Here is a 19,849-nt window from a genome sequence, read left to right on the forward strand (position 1 = left end):
ATGATGCACTGGCATATCGTGTGTGACTTCGACGGGACCATCACCCGCACCGACGTGATCGACAACGTCCTCCAACGCTTCGCCGACCCGAGCTGGGAAGACATCGAGCAACAATGGCTGGACGGCCATATCGGCTCCCGGGAATGCCTCAGCCGCCAACTGGCGCTGGTCAAGGCCTCGCCCGCCGAATTGCTGGCCTACTTCGACAGCGTCGAGATCGATCCCGACTTCCCCGACTTCGTCGATCATGTGATCGGCCTGGGCGCGTCCCTGGAAGTGGTCAGCGACGGCATCGAGCAAGGCATCGCGCGCATCCTCGCGCGCCACTACGTGAGCCTGCTGCCGATCCTCGCCAACCGTCTGCGCCAGGTCGACCAGCACAGCTGGCGCATCGACTTCCCGCATTCCAGCGACGCCTGCCGCGCCGCGTCCGGCAACTGCAAATGCAAATCCACGCCCAAGGGCAAGCGGGTGCTGGTGATCGGCGACGGCCAGTCTGACATGTGCGTGGCCGCCAGCGCCGACTTCGTGTTCGCCAAGGGCCGCCTGGCCGAGTACTGCCAACGCCACGCCATTCCCCACGCGACCTTCGACTCCTTCGCCGAACTGCCGGCACTGCTGGCGCTGTTGCCCAACGAAGCGGCCAACGCCGGCACCTTCACCCTCGACAACACCACCGAACATTGCGTACCCACTCAGGAACTCTTCCACCATGTCTGACATTCGTATCGCGACCGCCGAAGACCAGGTGCTTCTGGAAAAAGAAGCCAAGTACTGCTCCTACGGCGACACCGTCCATTACATCGAACCGCCACGGATCTTCAGCCGCTGCGAAGGCTCCTACGTCTGGGACACCAGCGACCAGGCCTACCTCGACCTGCAGATGTGGTACTCGGCGGTGAACTTCGGCTATGCCAACCCACGCCTGAACAACGCCCTCAAGCAACAGATCGACAGCCTGCCGCAGATCGCCAGCCAGTACCTGCACAAGGGCAAGATCGAGCTCTCGGAAATGATCGCGGTCGATGCCAAGAAGAAATTCGGCCTCGACGGCCGCGTGCACTTCAACGTCGGCGGCTCGCAGTCCATCGAGGACTCGCTGAAAGTCGTGCGTAACGCCACCAACGGCAAGAGCCTGATGTTCGCCTTCGAAGGCGGCTACCACGGCCGTACCCTCGGCGCTTCGTCGATCACCTCCAGCTACCGCTACCGTCGCCGCTACGGCCACTTCGGCGAGCGCGCCAATTTCATTCCCTTCCCCTACCACTTCCGCGGCCCCAAGGGCATGACCAAGGAAGAGTACGGCAGCCACTGCGTGCAGCAGTTCGCCCGGCTGTTCGAGACCGAATACAACGGCGTGTGGGACCCGAAAGTCGGCCAGAGCGAATACGCCGCCTTCTACGTCGAGCCGATCCAGGGCACCGGCGGCTACGTGATCCCGCCGATGAACTTCTACAGCGAGCTCAAGCACGTGCTCGACCAGCACGGCATCCTGATGGTGGTCGACGAGATCCAGATGGGCTTCTACCGCACCGGCAAGCTGTGGTCGATCGAGCACTTCGACGTCAAGCCGGACGTGATCGTCTTCGGCAAGGCCCTGACCAACGGCCTCAACCCCCTGGGCGGCATCTGGGCCCGCGAAGAGCTGATCAACCCCAAGGTGTTCCCGCCGGGTTCGACCCACTCGACCTTCGCCTCCAACCCGCTGGGTACCGCGGTGGGCCTGGAGATGTTCAAGATGACCAGCGAGATCGACTACGGCGCGATGGTCATGGACAAGGGCAAGTACTTCCTGGCCGGATTGCAAGACCTGCAGAAGCGCTACCCGATCATCGGCGACGTCGACGGCCTGGGCCTGGCGCTGCGCTGCGAGATCTGCGCCACCGACGGTTTCACCCCGGACAAGGCGACCCTGGACTACATGGTCGAGGAAGGCATGAAGGGCGACATCGAAATCAACGGCCAGCGCCTGGGGCTGATTCTCGATGTGGGCGGCTACTACAAGAACGTCATCACCCTGGCCCCCTCGCTGGAAATCAGCTACGCGGAGATCGACCTCGGCATCGCCCTGCTCGACCGTCTGCTGGACCGGGCCATGAAGCGATGAGCGCACTGATCGATCTGGACGAAGGCATCGACCTGGGCCAGGGCGATGCCGGGTTCGTGCTCGGCAGTGGCGAGGTCGCGGTGTTGTTGATCCACGGCCTCACCGGCACCCCGACGGAACTGCGTCGGGTGGCCGTCGGCCTGGCCAACGCAGGGTGCACGGTGTACGTGCCGACCCTGGCCGGGCACTGCGGCAACAACGCCGACCTGCAAGCCACCGGCTGGCAGGACTGGTACGAGGGCGTGCGCCGGACCTTCGTCGGCATCCGTCGCCGCCACCGGCAGGTGTTCGTCGGCGGCCTGTCGATGGGCGCCGTCATGTCCATGTACCTGGCCTCGGAACACCCGGGCCAGGTCAGCGGCCTGCTGATGTATTCGACCACCCTCAAGTACGACGGCTGGAGCATCAACAAGCTGGCGTTCCTCACCCCGCTGCTGATGAAGATTCCGTTCGGCGTGCACATCTGCAGCTTCGAGGAGAAGCCGCCGTACGGTATCAAGAACAAGCGCCTGCGGGCGGTGGTCGAGCGGCAGATGAAGGCCGGCGAAAGCAGCAGTGCCGGCCTGCTGACCATGGAAGGGGTGACCGTGCGCGAACTGCACCGGATGAACGCGGTGGTGAAAAAACGCATGCCGTCGATCACCACCCCGGCCCTGGTGCTGCACTCCATCGAGGACGACATCACCAGCCGCTGGAACGCCGACTATGTCGAGCGCAAGCTCGGCGGCCCGGTGGTCAAGGTGCTGCTCGACAACTGCTACCACATGATCACCGTCGACCTGCAGTACCGCCGGGTGGTGGAGTTGAGCGCGGACTTCATCGAAAGGCAGGCAGGCCCGCGGCCCGTGGCGTACGACGACCTGCGCCAGTTCGCCTGATTCAAGGACCGCACGTGATCACCAGCCAAGTCTTTTCGAGCATCCAGGCCATCGACCGCAGCGCCTGGAACGACTGTTTTCCCGGCGCCCTGGAAGATTGGGATTATTACCTGGCGGTACAGAACGCCGGCATCGAGGGCTTCAACTGGCGCTACCTGGCGGTGTTCGAAGATTCGAAGCTGGTGGCCGTCGCTCCGGCCTTCACCACCTGCTATCGCCTGGACACCACCGTCTCGGGCCCGGCCAAGCGCCTGAGCGAACGCCTGCAACGCTGGTGGCCGGGGCTGCTGCAACTGCGCCTGTACGCCATCGGTTCGCCGGTGGCCGAACAGTGCCACGCCGGCACCGCCAGCCATATTCCCGCGGTGCGCCGCCAGGCCCTGCTGGCGCAACTGCTGCACCTGGCCCGGCGCGACGCCGACGCCCAGGGCATCGGCCTGCTGGCGGTCAAGGATGCCGCCAGCCAGGATCGGCAATGGGCCGCCAGCTGCCAGGCGTTCGGCCTGCAAGCCATGCCCAGCCTGCCCAGCGCCCTGCTGCCGGTGCCCTTCGGCTCGCTGGATGCCTACCTCGGCACCCTGGGCAAGTCCACGCGCAAGGACCTGCGCCGCAAGTTGCGCGCGCCCGGGCTGCGAACCGAATGGCGACACAACATCGACGACGTGCTGCCCGAGGTCATGCGCCTGTACGAAGCCACCCTGCGGCGCAGCGAACTGCAATTCGAACGCTTACCCGCGCCCTATTTCACCGGTATCCTCCAGCAGTTGGGGGAACGGGCCGCCTGCGTGCTGTACTGGGTCGACGACCAACTGGTGGCCTTCAACCTGGTGCTGCTGGACGAGCACCGGCTGATCGACAAATTCTTCGCCCACGACCTGGATATCAGTCGTGAGCACAACCTGTATTTGCGCAGCTGGATGGCCATTGTCGACTACTGTATCCAGCACCGGATCGCGCTCTACGAATGCGGCCAGGCCGGTTATGCCAGCAAGCTGCGCCTGGGCTGTACCTTCACCGGCAACAGCCTGTTTTTCCAGCATCGCAACCCGCTGCTCGACACCCTGCTCAAAGGGCTGAAATATGTTCTCCGGCCGGATCGCACCGACCCCGCCATGGCTGCTGCACTAAGCGAAAGTTCATGACCAGAAAAGACCGCCGCGCCCCTCGCCCTTTCGCCATCTCCCGCTGGAGCCTGCAGCGCAAGCTGGTGCTGGCGTTCTGGATGGTCAGCGTGATCCCCACCATGATCGCCGCGGAGCTGGCGGCCACCACCCTGTCGCAGATCTTCGACAGCAACGTGCGCATCTGGCTGCAGGAGTCGACCAAGATCGTCGAGGACGAAATCACCGAGACCCTGCGCGACAACGCGCGCATCGCCCAGCTGTTCCTGCGTTATGCCAGGCCGCCCACCGACCGCAACGCGGCCAGGCACGACAAGCTCACCGCCGACATCGCCGACTCCATGGGCATCGATGTGGTGGCGCTGATCCGCAAGCGCGACCAGCAGGTGGTGTTCAGCACCGCCGCCGACGATATCGTCGGGCAGGTCAGCCTGGCCCATAACGCCGTGCTGCAGACCCTGCAGGTCGGCGGCGTGGCCACGGGAGCGGTGGTCTCGACCTTCCAGACCACCCTCGACGGCATCGACTACCAGCTGCTGATCGCCACCTACCTGGACGCCAGCTTCCTCACCAGCGTGGCCGACGTGCACTCCCTCGACCTGCGCCTGTACCTGGCCAAGGCCAACGACTTCGCCGAGATCTTCGCCACCCAGCGCTTCGAGGACCACCCGACCCAGGTGCCGGAAAAGATCGAGAACATCCTGCGCGATACCCGCCAGCCCACCGAGCAGTTCACCAGCCGCTACAGCGGGCTGTACCGGCCGATCTTCAACGACAGCGGCGAGCTGGTGGGGGTGATTTTCAGCGGCCTGCTGCGCCACAGCAGCCTGGTGGGGCTGGTCAACCAGAGCAACCTGTTCATCCTGATCTTCCTGCTCAGCTCGGCGGCGTCGCTGGCCGTCGGCTGGCTGGTATCGAAACGCCTGACCATGCCCCTGCGCGGCTTGTCCAAGGGGGTCCAGGCGGTGATCGCCGGCGACTACCGACAACGCGTGCCGGTGATTGGCGGCGACGAACTGGCGGAGCTGAGCAGTACCTTCAACCATATGAGCGAACGCCTGGGCGAACTGCAGCACCTGGAAGCCCAGCTGCGCCGCCGCGACCGCCTGCACGCCCTGGGCGAAGTGGCCATGGGCCTGGCCCACGAAATCCGCAACCCTTTGGGCATCATCAAGACCGCCACCCAGTTGCTGCACCGCCGGGCGGACCTGCCCGAGGGCGACAAGCGCCACCTGGAATACGTGATCAGCGAAGTCAGCCGGATCAACGACCTGATCACCGACTTCCTCGACTTCGCCAAACCCAGCGCGCCGATCCGCTCGACCCTGCTGGCGCGGCCGCTGGTGGAGGAACTGATCGGCTTCTGCGAGCCGGAACTGGCCAGCCACAAGATCGACGCGCAGATCGACGACCAGGCGCCGGGCGCGACCCTGTACGCCGACGCCCGCCAGCTCAAGCAGGCCTGCCTGAACCTGATCCTCAACGCCATCGACGCCATGCCCGCCGGCGGGCGCCTGACCCTGGGCATCGCCCAGGACGCCGAGCACACCATCCTGCGGGTCGCCGACACCGGCCAGGGCATCGAGCCGGACATGCTCGAACGCATCTTCACCCCCTTCGTCACCACCAAGGCCTCGGGCACCGGGCTGGGCCTGGCCAAGGTGTTCTCGATCATGGAAAACCATGACGGGCACATCGAATGCAGCAGCGAAATAGATGCCGGCGCCACCTTCAGCCTGTACATTCCGGCCAAAGGTGAGGACGACGAAGATGATCAAGACGAGCAAAAGGCCCAGCCATGACGCATAACCTGCTGGTGGTCGACGACGAGCCCAAGCTTTGCGACCTGCTGTCCTCGGCGCTGAGCCAGGACGGCATCCAGGTGTTCACCGCCGGCAACGGCCTGCACGCGCTCAAGGTACTGGAGCAGGAAGAGATCGACCTGGTGATCAGCGACTGGCGCATGCCCGGCATGGACGGCCCGCAGCTGCTGGCCGAGATCAAGCAGCGCTACCCGCAGATCCCGGTGATCGTCATGACCGCCTACAGCACGGTGAAAAACGCCGTGCAGTCGATGCGCAACGGCGCCTACGACTACATCGCCAAGCCCTTCGACATCGACGAGCTGGACATCACCGTCAGCAAGGCCCTGCAGTTTCGCGACATCCTCAAAGACAACCAGCGCATGCGCGCCGAACTCGACGAGCACCGGCAGATCGACAGCCTGGTGGGCGACAGCCCGACCTTCCGCCGGGTCCTGCAAGCGGTGGACTCGGTGCGCGAAAGCAACGCCACCATCCTGCTGACCGGCGAAAGCGGCACCGGCAAGGAGATGGTCGCCCGGGCCATCCACCAGCACGGCAACCGCGCCAACAAACCCTTTGTCGCGGTCAACTGCGCGGCGATCCCCGAAGGCCTGCTGGAAAGCGAAATGTTCGGCCATCGCAAGGGCGCCTTCACCGGCGCCGTGGCCGACCGGGTCGGGCGCTTTCAGCAGGCGGACAAGGGCACGCTGTTCCTCGATGAGGTCGGCGACATGCCCCTGGCCCTGCAAGCGAAGATCCTGCGCGCCTTGCAGGAGCGGGTGATCGAACCGGTGGGCGACCCGCGCGAGCGCAAGGTCGATGTGCGGGTGATCGCCGCCACCAACAAGAACCTGCTGGAAGCGGTGGCCAACAAGGAGTTTCGCGAAGACCTGTATTACCGCCTCAATGTCTTCCCGATCCCCCTGCCCGCCCTGCGCGAGCGGGTCGAGGATATCGCGCCCCTGGCCCGGCACTTCGCCCATACCCTGGGCGCCACCGCCGGCAAACGCATCACCGGCTTCAGCCCGCAGGCCCTGCAGGCCATGGCCAATTACGCCTGGCCGGGCAATATCCGCGAACTGCAGAACTGCGTCGAACGCGCGACCATAGTCGCCGCGGGGGCGGTGATCGAAGAAAGCGACCTGCCGGGTTATTTGTTCAGCTCACCTCCCGTGAACGCCGGGGCCTGCACCCTGCCCGGCGACAGCCTCAGCGTCCCCAGCGACCTGGACGCGGCCCTGGCCGAAGTGGAGAAGGCCTACATCCTCGCCGCCCTGCAACAGAGCAACGGCGTGCAAGCCGCCGCCGCGCAGCTGATCGGCATTTCCGAACGCAGTTTCTGGTATCGCCTGAAAAAGCTCGGGATCCAGGTCGACAAGATCGTTCGCTGAAGCGCACCCATCTGCTCGACGCTGGCAAGCCTGGCGCCTACAGAAGCCAGAGCACCGTCCGCTTCTGTAGGAGCGCAGCTTGCTCGCGATGGTCGTCAACGATGACGCAGTGCCTCTGAAACAACGCTGCGCCTGTGGGTTCATCGCGAGCAAGCTCGCTCCTACAACAGGAATCGACTTACAGGAGATTCGGCGCAGGCAGCGGATCGATCTGCGCCCAGTGCGAAGTGTCTTCGCGATGACGTTGCAGGTACGGCAGCACCGCCGCCAGCAACGGCGCCTTGAAGGCTTCCTGGAAGCGATGGGCCAGGCCCGGAATCAGCTTCAATTGGCTGCCCTGGATATGCGCCGCCAGGTGCACGCCGTGCATCACCGGCAGCAACGGATCGGCGGTGCCATGCACCACCAGGGTCGGCACGCGCAGCTGGTTGAGCAGGGCCACCCGGCTCGGTTCGGCGAGGATCGCCATGATCTGGCGCTTCACCCCTTCCGGGTTGAAGGCCCGGTCATAGGCCTCCGCCGCCTGATGCAGCAGCGCCTGCCGATCGTCGGTGACCTTCGGGCTGCCGAGGGCGGCCAGCAGGTCGGCCTGTTGCTCCAGCGCCACCTCACGGTTCGGCGCGCCGCGCCGCGACAACAGTTGCACCAGCGCCGCATTGGGCGCCGGCAGGCCTTCGGCGCCGGAGCTGGTCATGATCAGGGTCAGGCTCTCGACCCGTTGCGGCGCCATGGCCGCCAGGTGCTGGGCGATCATCCCGCCCATGCTCGCGCCCAGGACATGGAACTGCTCGACCTGCAGGGCATTCATCAGGCCCAGGGCGTCGTCGGCCATGTCGGTCAGGCTGTAGGGCGCGGCCACCGGCAGGCCGAGCTTGTAGCGCAGCACCTCGAACGTCAGGTTGGCGCTGATCGGCGCCCGGCGCCAGGTGGACAGGCCGACGTCGCGGTTGTCGTAACGGATCACCCGAAAACCCTGCTGGCACAGGGCAACGACCACTTCGTCCGGCCAGTGGATCAACTGCCCGCCCAGGCCCATCACCAGCAGCAGGGCCGGATCGGAGGCACGGCCGATGCTCTGGTAGGCCAGGCTCACCTGCTCCAGTTCGACCCTTTGGGTCGGTACGTTGACATCACAGCGAGACGCCGCCTGAGACGGCAGGCCGAGCAACAGCGCAGCCAGGAAAACAGTCGTTGAAAAAAATCTTGCCCACATGAAGAAACACCGAAACGCAGAAGCCCAGTAGAGCGCGAGTCTGATGAACTTTGATCGAGCGCGCTGCCACAGTTACGTGACAGTTTGATGAAGATTGCCCAGCGGTCATAAAACCCTGTAGCCGCTGCCGAAGGCTGCGATCGGCCCGAAGGGACGTAGCGATCTTGAGTTCGCTGAAGGCCCTTCGGGCCTTATCGCAGCCTTCGGCAGCGGCTACAGGGGCTATGGGTGCATTCAGGCCTGCTGGTTACGCAACTGACGGGCGGCGGCGACCATGTTGACCAGGGCCGCTTCGGTCTCCGGCCAGGCGCGGGTCTTCAGGCCGCAGTCGGGGTTGACCCACAAGCGCTCGGCGGGGATGCGCCGGGCCGCCTTGCTCATCAGCTTGACCATCTCGGCGGTGTCCGGCACCCGCGGCGAGTGGATGTCATACACCCCCGGGCCGATGTCGTTCGGGTAGTCGAAGGCTTCGAAAGCCTCCAGCAACTCCATGTCCGAACGCGACGTCTCGATGGTGATCACGTCGGCATCCATGGCCGCGATGGCCTGGATCACGTCGTTGAACTCGCTGTAGCACATGTGGGTGTGGATCTGGGTGTCGTCGCTCACCCCAGAGGCGGTCAGGCGGAAGGCTTCCACCGCCCAGTCCAGGTACGGCTGCCAGTCCGCCCGGCGCAGCGGCAGGCCCTCGCGGAACGCCGCCTCGTCGATCTGCACGATCTTGATCCCGGCCTTTTCCAGGTCCACCACCTCATCGCGCAGGGCCAGCGCCAGTTGCCGCGCCTGCACTTCACGCGGCACGTCCTCGCGGGGGAAGGACCACATCAGCATGGTCACCGGCCCGGTGAGCATGCCCTTCATCACCTTGTCGGTCAGGCTCTGGGCGTAGCTGATCCAGTCAACGGTCATGGCCTGCGGACGGCTCAGGTCGCCGTAGATCACCGCCGGTTTCACGCAGCGCGAACCGTAGCTCTGCACCCAGCCGAAGCGGGTGAACAGGTAGCCGTCCAGTTGCTCGGCGAAGTACTCGACCATGTCGTTGCGCTCGGCCTCGCCGTGCACCAGCACGTCCAGCCCCAGGCGCTCCTGGACCTGCACCGCATGGCGGATTTCACAGCGCATGGCATCGGTGTAGTCGTTGTTCGACAGCTTGCCCTGCTTGAACGCCTGGCGGGCCAGGCGGATCGAGGCGGTCTGCGGGAACGAACCGATGGTGGTGGTCGGGAACACCGGCAGCTTCAAGCGGGCGTGCTGCCGGGCAATGCGCTGGGCAAAGGGCGAATGACGCTGGCTGTCGGCGGCGCTGACCGCCTTGAGCCGCGCCTGGACCTCGGCCTTGTGGATGCGTGGCGACCGCGCGCGGCTGGCCTGCACCTGGCGGCTTGCGGCCAGGGCCGCTTGCACCGCCGGGGCCTGGGGATCGTTCAGGGCGTCACGCAGCACCGAGATCTCGCCGCATTTCTGCACGGCAAAGGCCAGCCAGCTTTTCAGCTCGGCATCCAGCTGGTCTTCCCGGGACAGGTCCACCGGGCTGTGCAACAGGGAGCAGGAACTGCTGACCCACAGGTTGTCGCCAAAACGTTCCTGCGCCGCTTGCAGCTGCGCCAGCGCCTGCTCCAGCTCGCAACGCCAGACGTTGCGACCGTTGACCAGGCCCACGGACAGAATCTTGTAGGTCGGCAGGCGGTCGAGCACCTGGGTCAGTTGCTCCGGCGCTCGCACGGCGTCGATGTGCAGACCGTCCACCGGCAGGCCGACGGCCAGCCCGAGGTTGTCCTGCAGGCCGCTGAAGTAGGTGGCCACCAGCTTTTTCAGCGGCGAGTACTGGAGGATGTGGTAGGCGCGCTCGAAGGCGCTCTTCCATTCCTGCGGCAGGTCGAGGGTCAGGATCGGTTCGTCGATCTGCACCCACTCCACGCCCTGGGCCTTGAGGCGGTTGAGGATTTCACCGTAGACCGGCAGCAGGCGTTCCAGCAGCTCAAGCTTGTTGAAGTCGTTGCCCTTGGCCTTGCCCAGCCACAGGTAGGTCAGCGGGCCGATGATCACCGGCTTGACCCGGTGCCCCAGGGCGTGAGCTTCGTCGACCTCGTCGAACAGCTGCTCCCAGCTCAGCTTGAACGACTGGTCGGCGCTGAATTCCGGGACCAGGTAGTGGTAGTTGGTGTCGAACCACTTGGTCAGTTCCTGGGCGTACTGGGTCTTGGCGTGATCGCCGCCACAGCAGCCCGCCGAGGCACCGCGGGCCATGGCGAACAGGGTGTCGAGGGTCGGCTGGCCCTGGGCGTCCTGGCTGCTGGCGAAGCGCTCGGGAACCACGCCGAAGGTCAGCGAGTGAGTCAGCACCTGGTCGTACCAGGCGAAGTCGCCCACCGGCAGCAGGTCGATGCCGGCGTCCTTTTGCAGCTGCCAGTGCCGGGCCCGCAGTTGGCGTCCGACATCTTGCAGCGCCTGCCGGTCGAGGTCGCCCTTCCAGTAGGCTTCGAGGGCTTTTTTCAATTCGCGGTCGGCGCCGATGCGCGGAAAACCAAGGGTGTGGGCCAAGGCCATGAGTGGGTTCCTCCCGGTAAAAGATGGCGCTATTGTCGACAGCCCAACCAACATGAGACAAACTCAACCTTTTCGTGTTGATCACAAAATTTACTCATGGAGACCCTGGTGCTCGAAATCCGTCACCTGAAGACCCTGCACGCCCTGCGCGAAGCCGACAGCCTGGTCGAAGCCGCCGAACGCCTGCACCTGACCCAGTCCGCCCTGTCCCACCAGTTCAAGGAACTGGAAGAGCGCATGGGCATGCCGCTGTTCGTGCGCAAGACCAAGCCGGTGCGCTTCACCAGCGCCGGCCTGCGCCTGCTGCAACTGGCGGACGCCACCCTGCCGTTGCTGCGCGCCGCCGAGCGGGACATTTCCCGCCTGGCCGGCGGTACCGCCGGGCGCCTGCACATGGCCATCGAATGCCACAGCTGCTTCCAGTGGCTGATGCCGACCATCGACCAGTTCCGCGACGCCTGGCCGGAAGTCGAGCTGGACCTGGCCTCGGGTTTCTCCTTCGCCCCGCTGCCGGCCCTGGCCCGTGGCGACCTGGACCTGGTGGTGACCTCCGACCCGCTGGAACTGGCGGGCATCACCTACGTGCCGTTGTTCACCTACGAAGCCATGCTGGCGGTGGCCAACCAGCACCGCCTGGCCAGCAAGCCCTACATCGTTCCGGAAGACCTGCTCAGCGAAACCCTGATCACCTACCCGGTGGAGCGCGATCGCCTGGATATCTTCACCCGCTTCCTGGAGCCCGCCGACATCGAACCGGCCCAGGTCCGCACCTCGGAGCTGACGGTGATGATGATGCAGCTGGTGGCCAGCGGCCGAGGCGTGTGCGGCATGCCCCACTGGGCGCTGCATGAATACAGCTCGCGGGGCTATGTGAAGGCCAAGCGCCTGGGGGAAAAAGGCCTGTTCGCCACGCTGTACGCGGCGATCCGCGCCGACATGCTGGATGCGCCCTATATGCGCGACTTCCTGCTGACCGCCAAGGACACCTCGTTCTCGACCCTGGACGGGGTCAGCGCGGTGCGTTGAAAAGCGGTATTCGGCCTGTAGGAACGGGGACTTTCAGAGGGGGGAGACAACTTCACGCCACAGGTGAAGCTTGTCGAAGTACTCGACGCCCACCCGCACCGCCAGCGGCTCCAGGCCGAACTGGACGAAACCGCAACGCTGGTACAGCGCCAGGGCGGCGTCGTTGCCGGCGGTGACCGTCAGCTGCACCAGCCGCACCCCGGGGCGTTCGCGCGCCTCCTGCAGCAGCGCCTGGACCAGCCGGTAACCCAGGCCGCCGTGGCGATAAGGCGGCGCCACATACAGGCCGAACAGCGTGGCCTTGTGCCGGGCTTTTTCCCGGACCTCGAACGCCAGGCCGACGATGCCCATCAGTTCGCCATCCTCGAAAGCCCCCAGCAACAGGTCCAGCGGGCTGCTCAGCCGCGACTCCCACCAACTCAAGGGCATCGCCGCACGTTCGGCGACACTGGAAGTAAAGGCCTGCGGATGATGCTCGTAGGCTTCGAGCATCAGCGCGCGGTAGGCAGCGGCGTGACCGGCATCGAGGCGCTGGATGGACATGGTCGGTCGAGGCCCCCGGGCCGCAGGTGAATGAAACGGTCAGACCGTCTGACGTTGTTCCAGCAGCAGACGCACCGCCAGCCCGGCCAGCACGAAGCCCATGAAATACCGTTGGGTCGCCAGCCACAGCGGGTTGTGCACGAACCAGGCGGCGATGCCCGAAGCGAACAGCGCGATCAGCAGGTTGACGCTGAAGCTCACGCTGATCTGGGTCAGGCCGAGGATGATGCTCTGGGTGAACACCGAACCGTGTTCCGGGCTGATGAACTGGGGAAAGACCGACAGGTAGAACACCGCGATCTTCGGGTTCAGGGCACTGGTGAGAAAGCCCATCAGGATCAGCTTGCGCGACGAATCCGGCGGCAACTGCTGCGCCTCGAACGGCGAACGCGCGCCCGGCTTCAGGGCCTGCCAGGCCAGCCACATCAGGTACAGGGCGCCGACCCACTTGAGCACTTCATAGGCCACCGGCACCGCCATGAAGACCGCGGTCAGGCCGATCGCCGCGGCGAACAGGTGGACGAAGAAGCCGGCGACCACGCCGACCAGCGAGGTCACGCCTGCCCGGCGCCCCTGGCAGATCGAACGGGAGATCAGGTAGATCATGTTGGGGCCGGGGGTCAGCACCATCAGCAAGGCTGCGGCGATGAAGATCAACATGTCGTGAAGGGGAATCATGATGGGCAATCCTTTGTCCTTGAAAAATCAGGCCGAGGCCAGTTGCGAGGCGCGATAGAACGGCAAGATCAGGTCGCGTGTCAATGGGGCCAATGTGAGCTCGTCGCCAGCCTGTGGATCGATCCAGCAGACCTCCTCGATTTCCGCCGCGGGCCGGACCTCGTGGGTGTCCAGATCGAGGCGAAACAATTCGGCCTCGACCACAAAACCCGGCTCGTTGGCCGCCGGTGCGGAAAAACGTCCCAGGTAACGGGCGGCGGCCGGGGCGATCCGCAGCCCGAGTTCTTCTTCCAGCTCACGGGCCAGGGCCTGGGCCGGCAACTCGTTCGGCTCGATCTTGCCGCCCGGCTGCATGAAGGCCTGGGTGCCGCGCTTGCGCACCAGCAGGGTACGGCCATCGGGGCCGATCAGCAGGGCCGCGGCGATACGGATAAGGGGGGATGTAGCGCTTGAAAGAGTCATGAAAAACCTGGATCGGTTACGCGAGGCGGCAAGGATCCCATGACTGGCGAGGCGTCGTCACGACACAGTCGGCCGCTGTTTTTTCCATACACCCGGCGCCTCGGGCGGCGGGACGAAGCGACGCCGTTCAGGCCCTCCATGGGGGGCCGTCATTAGAGAGAGGAATGGACGAGAGGATGCCGCCCGCTCCTACAGGGATGCAGGAACGAGCGGCTGTGCGGCAAGGGCCGGGGCCCTCAAGCGTTGCCGGTCTTGCCGGACGAACCGAACGAAGCGAAACGCTTGTTGAAGCCGGCGATCCGCCCTTCGGACTGGGTCTTGCGCTGCTGGCCGGTGTAGACCGGATGCGAGGCGCTGGAGACGTCGAGGGTGACATAAGGATAGGTGTTGCCATCGCTGTGGCGCTGGGTGCGGTCGGTGTCCACGGTGGAACCGATCAGGAAGTACACATCCGCGGCGGTGTCGTGGAACAGTACGGTGCGGTAGGCGGGATGGATATTGGCTTTCATGGCAGTCTCCGAGGGCAGGGGGATGATCGAATGCGTTATACAGTAACATTATTCGACCATGGAAACGAGAACCAGTTGCAATAAGAAAAGCAGCAAATCGTCTATCGCCCTCGTCAACGCCTGGCACCAGGGCGGACACCTGATGCTCAGCGGTTGCTCCAGCAAGGAGATCGCTCGTAAGCTGCAAACCTTTGCCGAAACCGTGAACGTCCATAAGAAACACATCTACGGCAAGCGGGGCATCAAGTCCCGGTCCGAACTGTTTTCGATTTTTCTCCAGGCGCGCACTGCCTGACGCCTGAAGCTGCCATGTGCGCACACTGGCTGCGCCACAGCCGTTCTCTACAACAACAAGATCGTTGGCCACACAAGAAGAATGAGTACCCAAAAACGAAATCTATAGAGTCCGAACCAAGGAAACCGTATGAGCCTGTCCCTCCTGAGCCGCTACGCCTTCTTTGCTGCCTGCGTGATTTTCACCCTCGCCAGCTTGCCCTTTCTCGAACATGACTGGCTCTGGCCAATCACCCTGGTCACCTTCCTGCTCAGCCTGCTGGGCATTTTCGACCTGCTGCAAAGCCCCCACGCGGTGCGCCGCAACTACCCGATCCTGGGCAATATCCGCTACCTGGTGGAAGGCATCCGCCCGGAAATCCGCCAGTACCTGCTGGAGTCCGACAGCGACGCCCTACCCTTCTCCCGGGCCCAGCGCTCGCTGGTCTATTCGCGAGCCAAGAACGAAAGCGCCGACAAGCCGTTCGGCACCCTGGTCGACGTCTACCAGTCGGGTTTCGAATTCATCGGCCATTCCATGCGCCCGGCCCCCCTGAGCGACCCGAGCACCTTCCGCGTCACGGTCGGCGGCCCGCAGTGCAAGCAGCCCTATTCGGCCTCGGTGTTCAACATCTCGGCCATGAGCTTCGGCTCCCTCAGCGCCAACGCCATCCGTGCCCTCAACCAGGGCGCCAAGCTCGGCAACTTCGCCCATGACACCGGCGAAGGCAGCATCAGCCCTTACCACCGGGAAAACGGCGGCGACCTGACCTGGGAACTGGGCAGCGGTTATTTCGGCTGCCGCACCAGCGATGGCCGTTTCGACCCGGAGCGTTTCGCCAGGCAGGCGCAGGACCCGCAGGTGCGGATGATCGAAATCAAGATGAGCCAGGGCGCCAAGCCCGGCCACGGCGGCATCCTGCCCAAGCACAAGGTGACCCAGGAAATCGCCGATACCCGCGGCATCCGCATGGGCGAGGACTGCATCTCGCCATCGAGCCACAGCGCCTTTTCCACGCCGATCGAAATGATGCATTTCATCCAGCAGCTGCGTGAGCTGTCCGGCGGCAAGCCCGTAGGCTTCAAGTTCTGCCTCGGCCACCCGTGGGAGTTCATGGGCATTGCCAAGGCCATGCTGGAGACCGGCATCCTCCCCGACTTCATCGTGGTCGACGGCAAGGAAGGCGGCACCGGCGCGGCACCGGTGGAGTTCACCGACCACATCGGCGTGCCAATGCGCGAAGGCCTGCTATTCGTGCACAACACCCTGGTGGGCCTGAACCTGCGCGACAAGATCAAGCTCGGCGCCAGCGGCAAGATCGTCAGCGCCTTCGACATCGCCAGTGTGCTGGCCATCGGCGCCGACTGGGCCAACTCGGCGCGCGGCTTCATGTTCGCCATCGGCTGCATCCAGTCGCAAAGCTGCCACACCAACAAATGCCCGACCGGCGTCGCCACCCAGGACAACCTGCGCCAGCGCGCGCTGGTGGTGCCGGACAAGGCGCAACGGGTGTTCAGCTTCCACCGCAACACCCTCAAGGCCCTGGCCGAAATGCTCGCCGCCGCCGGCCTGCAGCACCCCTCGCAATTGGAAGCCAAGCATCTGGTACGGCGCATGTCGGCCACCGAGATCAAGCTGTTCTCGCAGCTGCATGTGTTCCTCAAGCCCGGCGAACTGCTCACCGGCGCGGTCAGCGGCGAGTTCTATTCGCGCATGTGGCAGCTGGCGCGCGCCGACAGCTTCGAGCCCAACAGCGAAGCCGCGGCCTGACCGGCCACCCTCGACGCTCTACCGTGCCGGTGGGGCGTTATCCATCATGCAAAGGATGCAACCCCAGTGCTCAAAGTCATCGCCGAAGATTTCATCAAGCCCGAACACCTCGACACCGTGCGCCCCTGGTATGCCGAACTGGTGGAGAAAACCCGCCAGGAACCGGACTGTATCGCCTACGACCTGTTCGTCGATCAGCAAGACCCTGGGCACTTCATCTTTATCGAGCAATGGCCAGACCGCGCAGCGCTCGAGGCCCATTGCCAGACCGAGCACTTCACCCGCCTGGTGCCCCAAATCAACGCCTTCCAGGCCAGGGAATGCCGTGTGCTGCTGATGGATCAGTTCTGATCCAGCGGATAAGCCCAGTGCCTCACCAGTGCAACGTCTTGATCGGCGCCGGTTCCTTCATGACGATAAAACCGTAATCGCCCAGCAGATAGATCCGGTAGTAGCGGCTGTCCACCAGCGGTGGATAGCCCAGGTAACCGACCAGGGTCGCATTGCGCCGCTCCCTTTCCGCGACCACGTTGGTAATGCCCACCTTGGGCAGGTTCTCGGCCAGCATGAAGAAGTCGATGTTCAGCAGGTAGTGCAGCACCGGCATCTGTTTGAACGAGCCCGCGGCCGCCAGCAGCCAGTGATCGGAATAGGTCACCGACATATAGATACGCTTGGCCTCACGCAACTGCCGGTGGCTGGTGATGTCGCGCTCAAGGCTCGACAGCGCGCTGGCCACCAGGGTTTTCTGCACCGTCAGCACCCGGCCATAGGCGAACGACAGCGACAGCATCGCCAGCAGCGGCACCATCAGCAGCAGCGGCAAGCGCTCATGCAGCGCCGCCAACGCCAGGTGGCTCAGATAGAACAGCAGCACCCACAACACCGCGAAGCCCATCAAGGTCCGGGCGCCTTCATTGAAGTCGCGGAAAAACAGCGCGATCCCCGACACCAGCACAAGCACCAGCGGCAATGCCAGCAGGCAGACCAGGGCCATCACGACTTTTTTCAGGCCGCTGTCCGGCCGCTGGAACAGGTTCGCCGCCAACCGCACGCAACCGGCCAGGGCGCACAGCGCCAGCGCGGCGAACACCCAGGCAAACCCGCCGTGAAACAGCAGCGCGACTTTTTCCAGCACCCTGGCGATGTTGACTTGCAGTTGCAGCAAGGGCTGCGCCGACCAATTCAGCAGCAAGGTGCGGGTCTGATCCATGAAGGGGTAGGCGGTGACGCAATAGATCATCCAGCCCAGGGCCGCCTGGGCGATCTTCCAGCCGATCATTTCCCACCAGCGCGGCCAGGCGCTCTTGTCATTGGCGCCGCGGATCACCTCCAGGCAACACAGGCCCAGGAACACATTGATGCTGATCTGATACAGCCCGATGGCCAGCGCCACCAGCAAGGCCGGCACCAGCCATTGCAGCACGCGGTACGGGTTGCGGTAGGTGATGGCGTAGATCACCGCCACCAGGCTCAAGGCCATGGCCGGGCCGTCGTATTGATACGACAGGTTCTGCAGAAAGAACGGGTTGTACCAGAGCGGCAACAGCACCAGGCAGCAGGCCGCCGTCGGCTGCGGGTAGTAATGGAACGTCAGGCTGGTCAGGGCCGCGGCCATGGCGACCGTGGCGATCAGCAGCGGCAAGGGAAAGATGTTTGGCGCAGCGCCGCTGAAGGTCAGGGCGTTGTAGAACAGCTCGGTAAACAGCCGCCCCTGCTCCGTCCAGGCGGTGCCGGCCGACAGCGAGCGCCAGTTGTCATCGATATAGGGAAAGTCCGCGAGGATCAGCGGCAGCACATACAACAAGGTGGCGCACAGAAAAAACAGCCAGGCCTGGCGACGCCCGAGTTCCCCGCTGAGCAAGCGGCCCATTCTGTCCATGCTAGAGCCCCAGGCGGTCTTTGCCGCCGATGACGTCCTTGATCACGTAGCGCGGCCGATGCTTGGCCTCGATATAGATACGGCCGACGTATTCGCCGAGGATGCCGATGCCGATCAACTGCACGCCGCCGAGAAACAGAATGGCGGTCATCAACGAAGGGTAGCCGGGCACGCTGTTGCCGAAGAAGATCTTGTCCAGGACCATGTACACCGCGTAGAGCACCGCGAAAATCGAGATGCCGCCACCGATGTAGGTCCACAAGCGCAACGGCACGGTGCTGAACGAGGTGATGCCTTCCAGCGCCAGGTTCCACAGTTTCCAGCCATTGAACTTGCTCTTGCCCGCCACCCGTTCGGCGCGCTCGTACTCCACCACCACCGTGGTGAACCCGGCCCACGACAGGACGCCTTTCATGAACAGCTGATGCTCGGGCAGGGTCCGGATCACATCGACCACCTTGCGATCCATCAGCCGGAAGTCGCCGACGTTTTCCTCGATCCGGGTATACGCGATACGGTTCAGCAGGTGGTAGAACAGCGCCGCGCTGCTGCGCCTGAGAAAACTGTCGGCCGTGCGCCTGCGACGTTTGGCGAGGACCACATCGGCGCCCTTCTGCCATTCCTCGATCAGCCGCGGGATGACACTGATCGGGTCCTGCAGGTCGACATCCATGGGAATCACCGCATCGCCGCTGGCGTGTTCCAGCCCGGCGAACAACGCCGGCTCCTTGCCGAAATTGCGCGAAAAGTTGATCAACAGCACCTGCTCGTCCATCTGCGCCAGGGCCTTGACCTCCTCGGCCGTGCGGTCGGAACTGCCGTCGTTGATAAACACAATCTCGACTTCGCCCTGCTCGAACCGCAACTCGCGACGCACCGCCTGGTAAAACAGGCCGATGGCCTGCTCTTCATTGAAGACCGGAACGATCAGCGAGATCTTCATCGTTCACACTCGCGGAACACCAGGAACTTGGCGAACAGAAAACCCGCCACCAGGCTCAGGGCGGAAAACACCAGCACCGTCAGCAAGCCGGGCAGCCGCCACACATCCCCGGCATGCCCGACACCCAGGCTCAGCGCCCCCATGCCCCCCAGAAACAGCAGATAGCCGCCGACCGAGGCCCTGGCGGCGAAGGTGAAGCGCGCATTCATATAGAAAGAAAACGACGCCGCGACGCAAAAGGCCGCCAGGTTGCTGAGCGCCTGGCTGAGGCCAGCCACCAGGCTCAGCAAAAAGAACACCAGCCAGTGGATAAAGGTGTTGGCGATGCCGATCACCGTGTATCTGGAGATTCCCTTCCATAAGAGTCTCATGGGTGACTCTCCCCCGTTGAATATCGCTCAACTTGTATGGCAGGTTTTTCTGCCCATCGATTGGCGAAATCGCTGATCCGGCGGTCTTTCAGACGTGTGGCATCCAGGCCGGCCTGCAGGGGCCGCTGTCGTGCAAGCACCCTCCCAGGCCTCCTCTGGCCTGATTGCCTACCCACAACAAATTGCATAAATGCATATTTATACTTGCACAAACGCATAACACAACTAAGGTTACCCCTGAGCCCGACCGGAGCAGGCCATCGAGGATGGCGAACCCTACAGGCCGGTCACGGGCTTGCGAAAAACGCTGCATCGCCACACGCAACAAC

At 64.2% G+C, this 19,849-nt stretch carries 18 protein-coding genes and 1 pseudogene; 10 read left to right on the top strand and 9 right to left on the bottom strand.

All coding sequences use genetic code 11. From position 1 onward, the window contains the following. Genes BM019_RS03260 through BM019_RS03285 form a run of 6 tightly spaced genes read left to right on the top strand, consistent with a single transcriptional unit; the run spans position 1 to position 7,302 of the window. Positions 1–720, top strand: a complete 720-nt coding sequence (locus BM019_RS03260; RefSeq protein WP_009045385.1) for an MtnX-like HAD-IB family phosphatase — start codon at positions 1–3, stop codon at positions 718–720. Continuing rightward, positions 713–2,107 carry an aspartate aminotransferase family protein gene (locus tag BM019_RS03265; protein ID WP_092417590.1) on the top strand — a complete coding sequence of 465 codons (1,395 nt, stop codon included), beginning with the start codon at positions 713–715 and terminating at the stop codon, positions 2,105–2,107. Before BM019_RS03260 ends, BM019_RS03265 begins: the two co-directional genes overlap by 8 nt. Continuing rightward, positions 2,104–2,985 (top strand): alpha/beta hydrolase, encoded by an 882-nt coding sequence (locus tag BM019_RS03270; RefSeq protein WP_009045387.1) that lies wholly within the window; start codon positions 2,104–2,106, stop codon positions 2,983–2,985. Before BM019_RS03265 ends, BM019_RS03270 begins: the two co-directional genes overlap by 4 nt. A 14-nt stretch (positions 2,986–2,999) precedes the next feature. Next, positions 3,000–4,127: a GNAT family N-acetyltransferase gene (locus tag BM019_RS03275; RefSeq protein ID WP_092417591.1), complete on the top strand. Its 1,128-nt coding sequence runs from the start codon at positions 3,000–3,002 to the stop codon at positions 4,125–4,127. After that, positions 4,124–5,908 (top strand): sensor histidine kinase, encoded by a 1,785-nt coding sequence (locus tag BM019_RS03280; RefSeq protein WP_009045389.1) that lies wholly within the window; start codon positions 4,124–4,126, stop codon positions 5,906–5,908. Before BM019_RS03275 ends, BM019_RS03280 begins: the two co-directional genes overlap by 4 nt. Next, positions 5,905–7,302 carry a sigma-54-dependent transcriptional regulator gene (locus BM019_RS03285; protein ID WP_092417592.1) on the top strand — a complete coding sequence of 466 codons (1,398 nt, stop codon included), beginning with the start codon at positions 5,905–5,907 and terminating at the stop codon, positions 7,300–7,302. Before BM019_RS03280 ends, BM019_RS03285 begins: the two co-directional genes overlap by 4 nt. Before the next feature lie 178 nt (positions 7,303–7,480). On the opposite strand, the gene BM019_RS03290 is transcribed toward BM019_RS03285, so the two are convergent. Both BM019_RS03290 and metE read right to left on the bottom strand, forming a co-directional pair. Beyond that, positions 7,481–8,515, bottom strand: coding sequence for an alpha/beta fold hydrolase (locus BM019_RS03290; RefSeq protein ID WP_092417593.1), 1,035 nt, complete (start codon positions 8,513–8,515; stop codon positions 7,481–7,483). Positions 8,516–8,749: 234 nt separating this feature from the next. Beyond that, positions 8,750–11,062, bottom strand: coding sequence for a 5-methyltetrahydropteroyltriglutamate--homocysteine S-methyltransferase (metE, locus tag BM019_RS03295; RefSeq protein WP_092417594.1), 2,313 nt, complete (start codon positions 11,060–11,062; stop codon positions 8,750–8,752). 108 nt (positions 11,063–11,170) lie between these two features. Here metE and metR point away from each other — a divergent pair, with 108 nt between their 5' ends. Then, positions 11,171–12,088, top strand: a complete 918-nt coding sequence (gene metR / locus BM019_RS03300; RefSeq protein ID WP_007930536.1) for a transcriptional regulator MetR — start codon at positions 11,171–11,173, stop codon at positions 12,086–12,088. Positions 12,089–12,121: 33 nt separating this feature from the next. On the opposite strand, the gene BM019_RS03305 is transcribed toward metR, so the two are convergent. From BM019_RS03305 to BM019_RS03320, 4 genes are all read right to left on the bottom strand, one after another. Further along, on the bottom strand, positions 12,122–12,631 hold the full coding sequence (locus BM019_RS03305) for a GNAT family N-acetyltransferase (protein WP_092417595.1): 510 nt from the start codon (positions 12,629–12,631) through the stop codon (positions 12,122–12,124). Positions 12,632–12,670: 39 nt separating this feature from the next. Continuing rightward, positions 12,671–13,309, bottom strand: a complete 639-nt coding sequence (locus BM019_RS03310; protein ID WP_007930534.1) for a LysE family translocator — start codon at positions 13,307–13,309, stop codon at positions 12,671–12,673. Positions 13,310–13,336: 27 nt separating this feature from the next. Beyond that, the gene (locus BM019_RS03315) at positions 13,337–13,771 is read right to left on the bottom strand and encodes an NUDIX hydrolase (protein ID WP_092417596.1); all 435 of its coding nucleotides are present in this window, start codon (positions 13,769–13,771) and stop codon (positions 13,337–13,339) included. Positions 13,772–14,007: 236 nt separating this feature from the next. Next, positions 14,008–14,280, bottom strand: coding sequence for a type B 50S ribosomal protein L31 (locus BM019_RS03320; RefSeq protein WP_009045397.1), 273 nt, complete (start codon positions 14,278–14,280; stop codon positions 14,008–14,010). Positions 14,281–14,413: 133 nt separating this feature from the next. Between BM019_RS03320 and BM019_RS03325 the strand changes: the two are divergent. The 3 genes and pseudogenes from BM019_RS03325 to BM019_RS03335 all read left to right on the top strand — a co-directional run. Then, a pseudogene (locus BM019_RS03325) lies at positions 14,414–14,575 on the top strand (LuxR C-terminal-related transcriptional regulator); the annotation flags it as partial. Positions 14,576–14,704: 129 nt separating this feature from the next. Next, positions 14,705–16,324 carry an FMN-binding glutamate synthase family protein gene (locus BM019_RS03330; RefSeq protein WP_092417597.1) on the top strand — a complete coding sequence of 540 codons (1,620 nt, stop codon included), beginning with the start codon at positions 14,705–14,707 and terminating at the stop codon, positions 16,322–16,324. Positions 16,325–16,390: 66 nt separating this feature from the next. Continuing rightward, a complete protein-coding gene (locus BM019_RS03335; protein WP_007923147.1) occupies positions 16,391–16,675 on the top strand; it encodes a putative quinol monooxygenase in 285 nt (94 codons plus the stop codon). A 22-nt stretch (positions 16,676–16,697) separates the two neighbouring features. Here BM019_RS03335 and BM019_RS03340 read toward each other — a convergent pair whose 3' ends face one another. The 3 genes from BM019_RS03340 to BM019_RS03350 are packed head-to-tail and all read right to left on the bottom strand — an operon-like array spanning position 16,698 to position 19,520. Continuing rightward, a complete protein-coding gene (locus tag BM019_RS03340; protein WP_092417598.1) occupies positions 16,698–18,206 on the bottom strand; it encodes a glucosyltransferase domain-containing protein in 1,509 nt (502 codons plus the stop codon). 1 nt (position 18,207) lies between these two features. Continuing rightward, positions 18,208–19,149 (bottom strand): glycosyltransferase family 2 protein, encoded by a 942-nt coding sequence (locus BM019_RS03345; RefSeq protein WP_009045402.1) that lies wholly within the window; start codon positions 19,147–19,149, stop codon positions 18,208–18,210. Then, positions 19,146–19,520: a GtrA family protein gene (locus BM019_RS03350; RefSeq protein WP_062824766.1), complete on the bottom strand. Its 375-nt coding sequence runs from the start codon at positions 19,518–19,520 to the stop codon at positions 19,146–19,148. Before BM019_RS03350 ends, BM019_RS03345 begins: the two co-directional genes overlap by 4 nt. Positions 19,521–19,849 lie beyond the last annotated feature (329 nt).

This window comes from Pseudomonas sp. NFPP07 (genome assembly GCF_900115645.1).
Lineage (GTDB): Bacteria > Pseudomonadota > Gammaproteobacteria > Pseudomonadales > Pseudomonadaceae > Aquipseudomonas > Aquipseudomonas chlororaphis.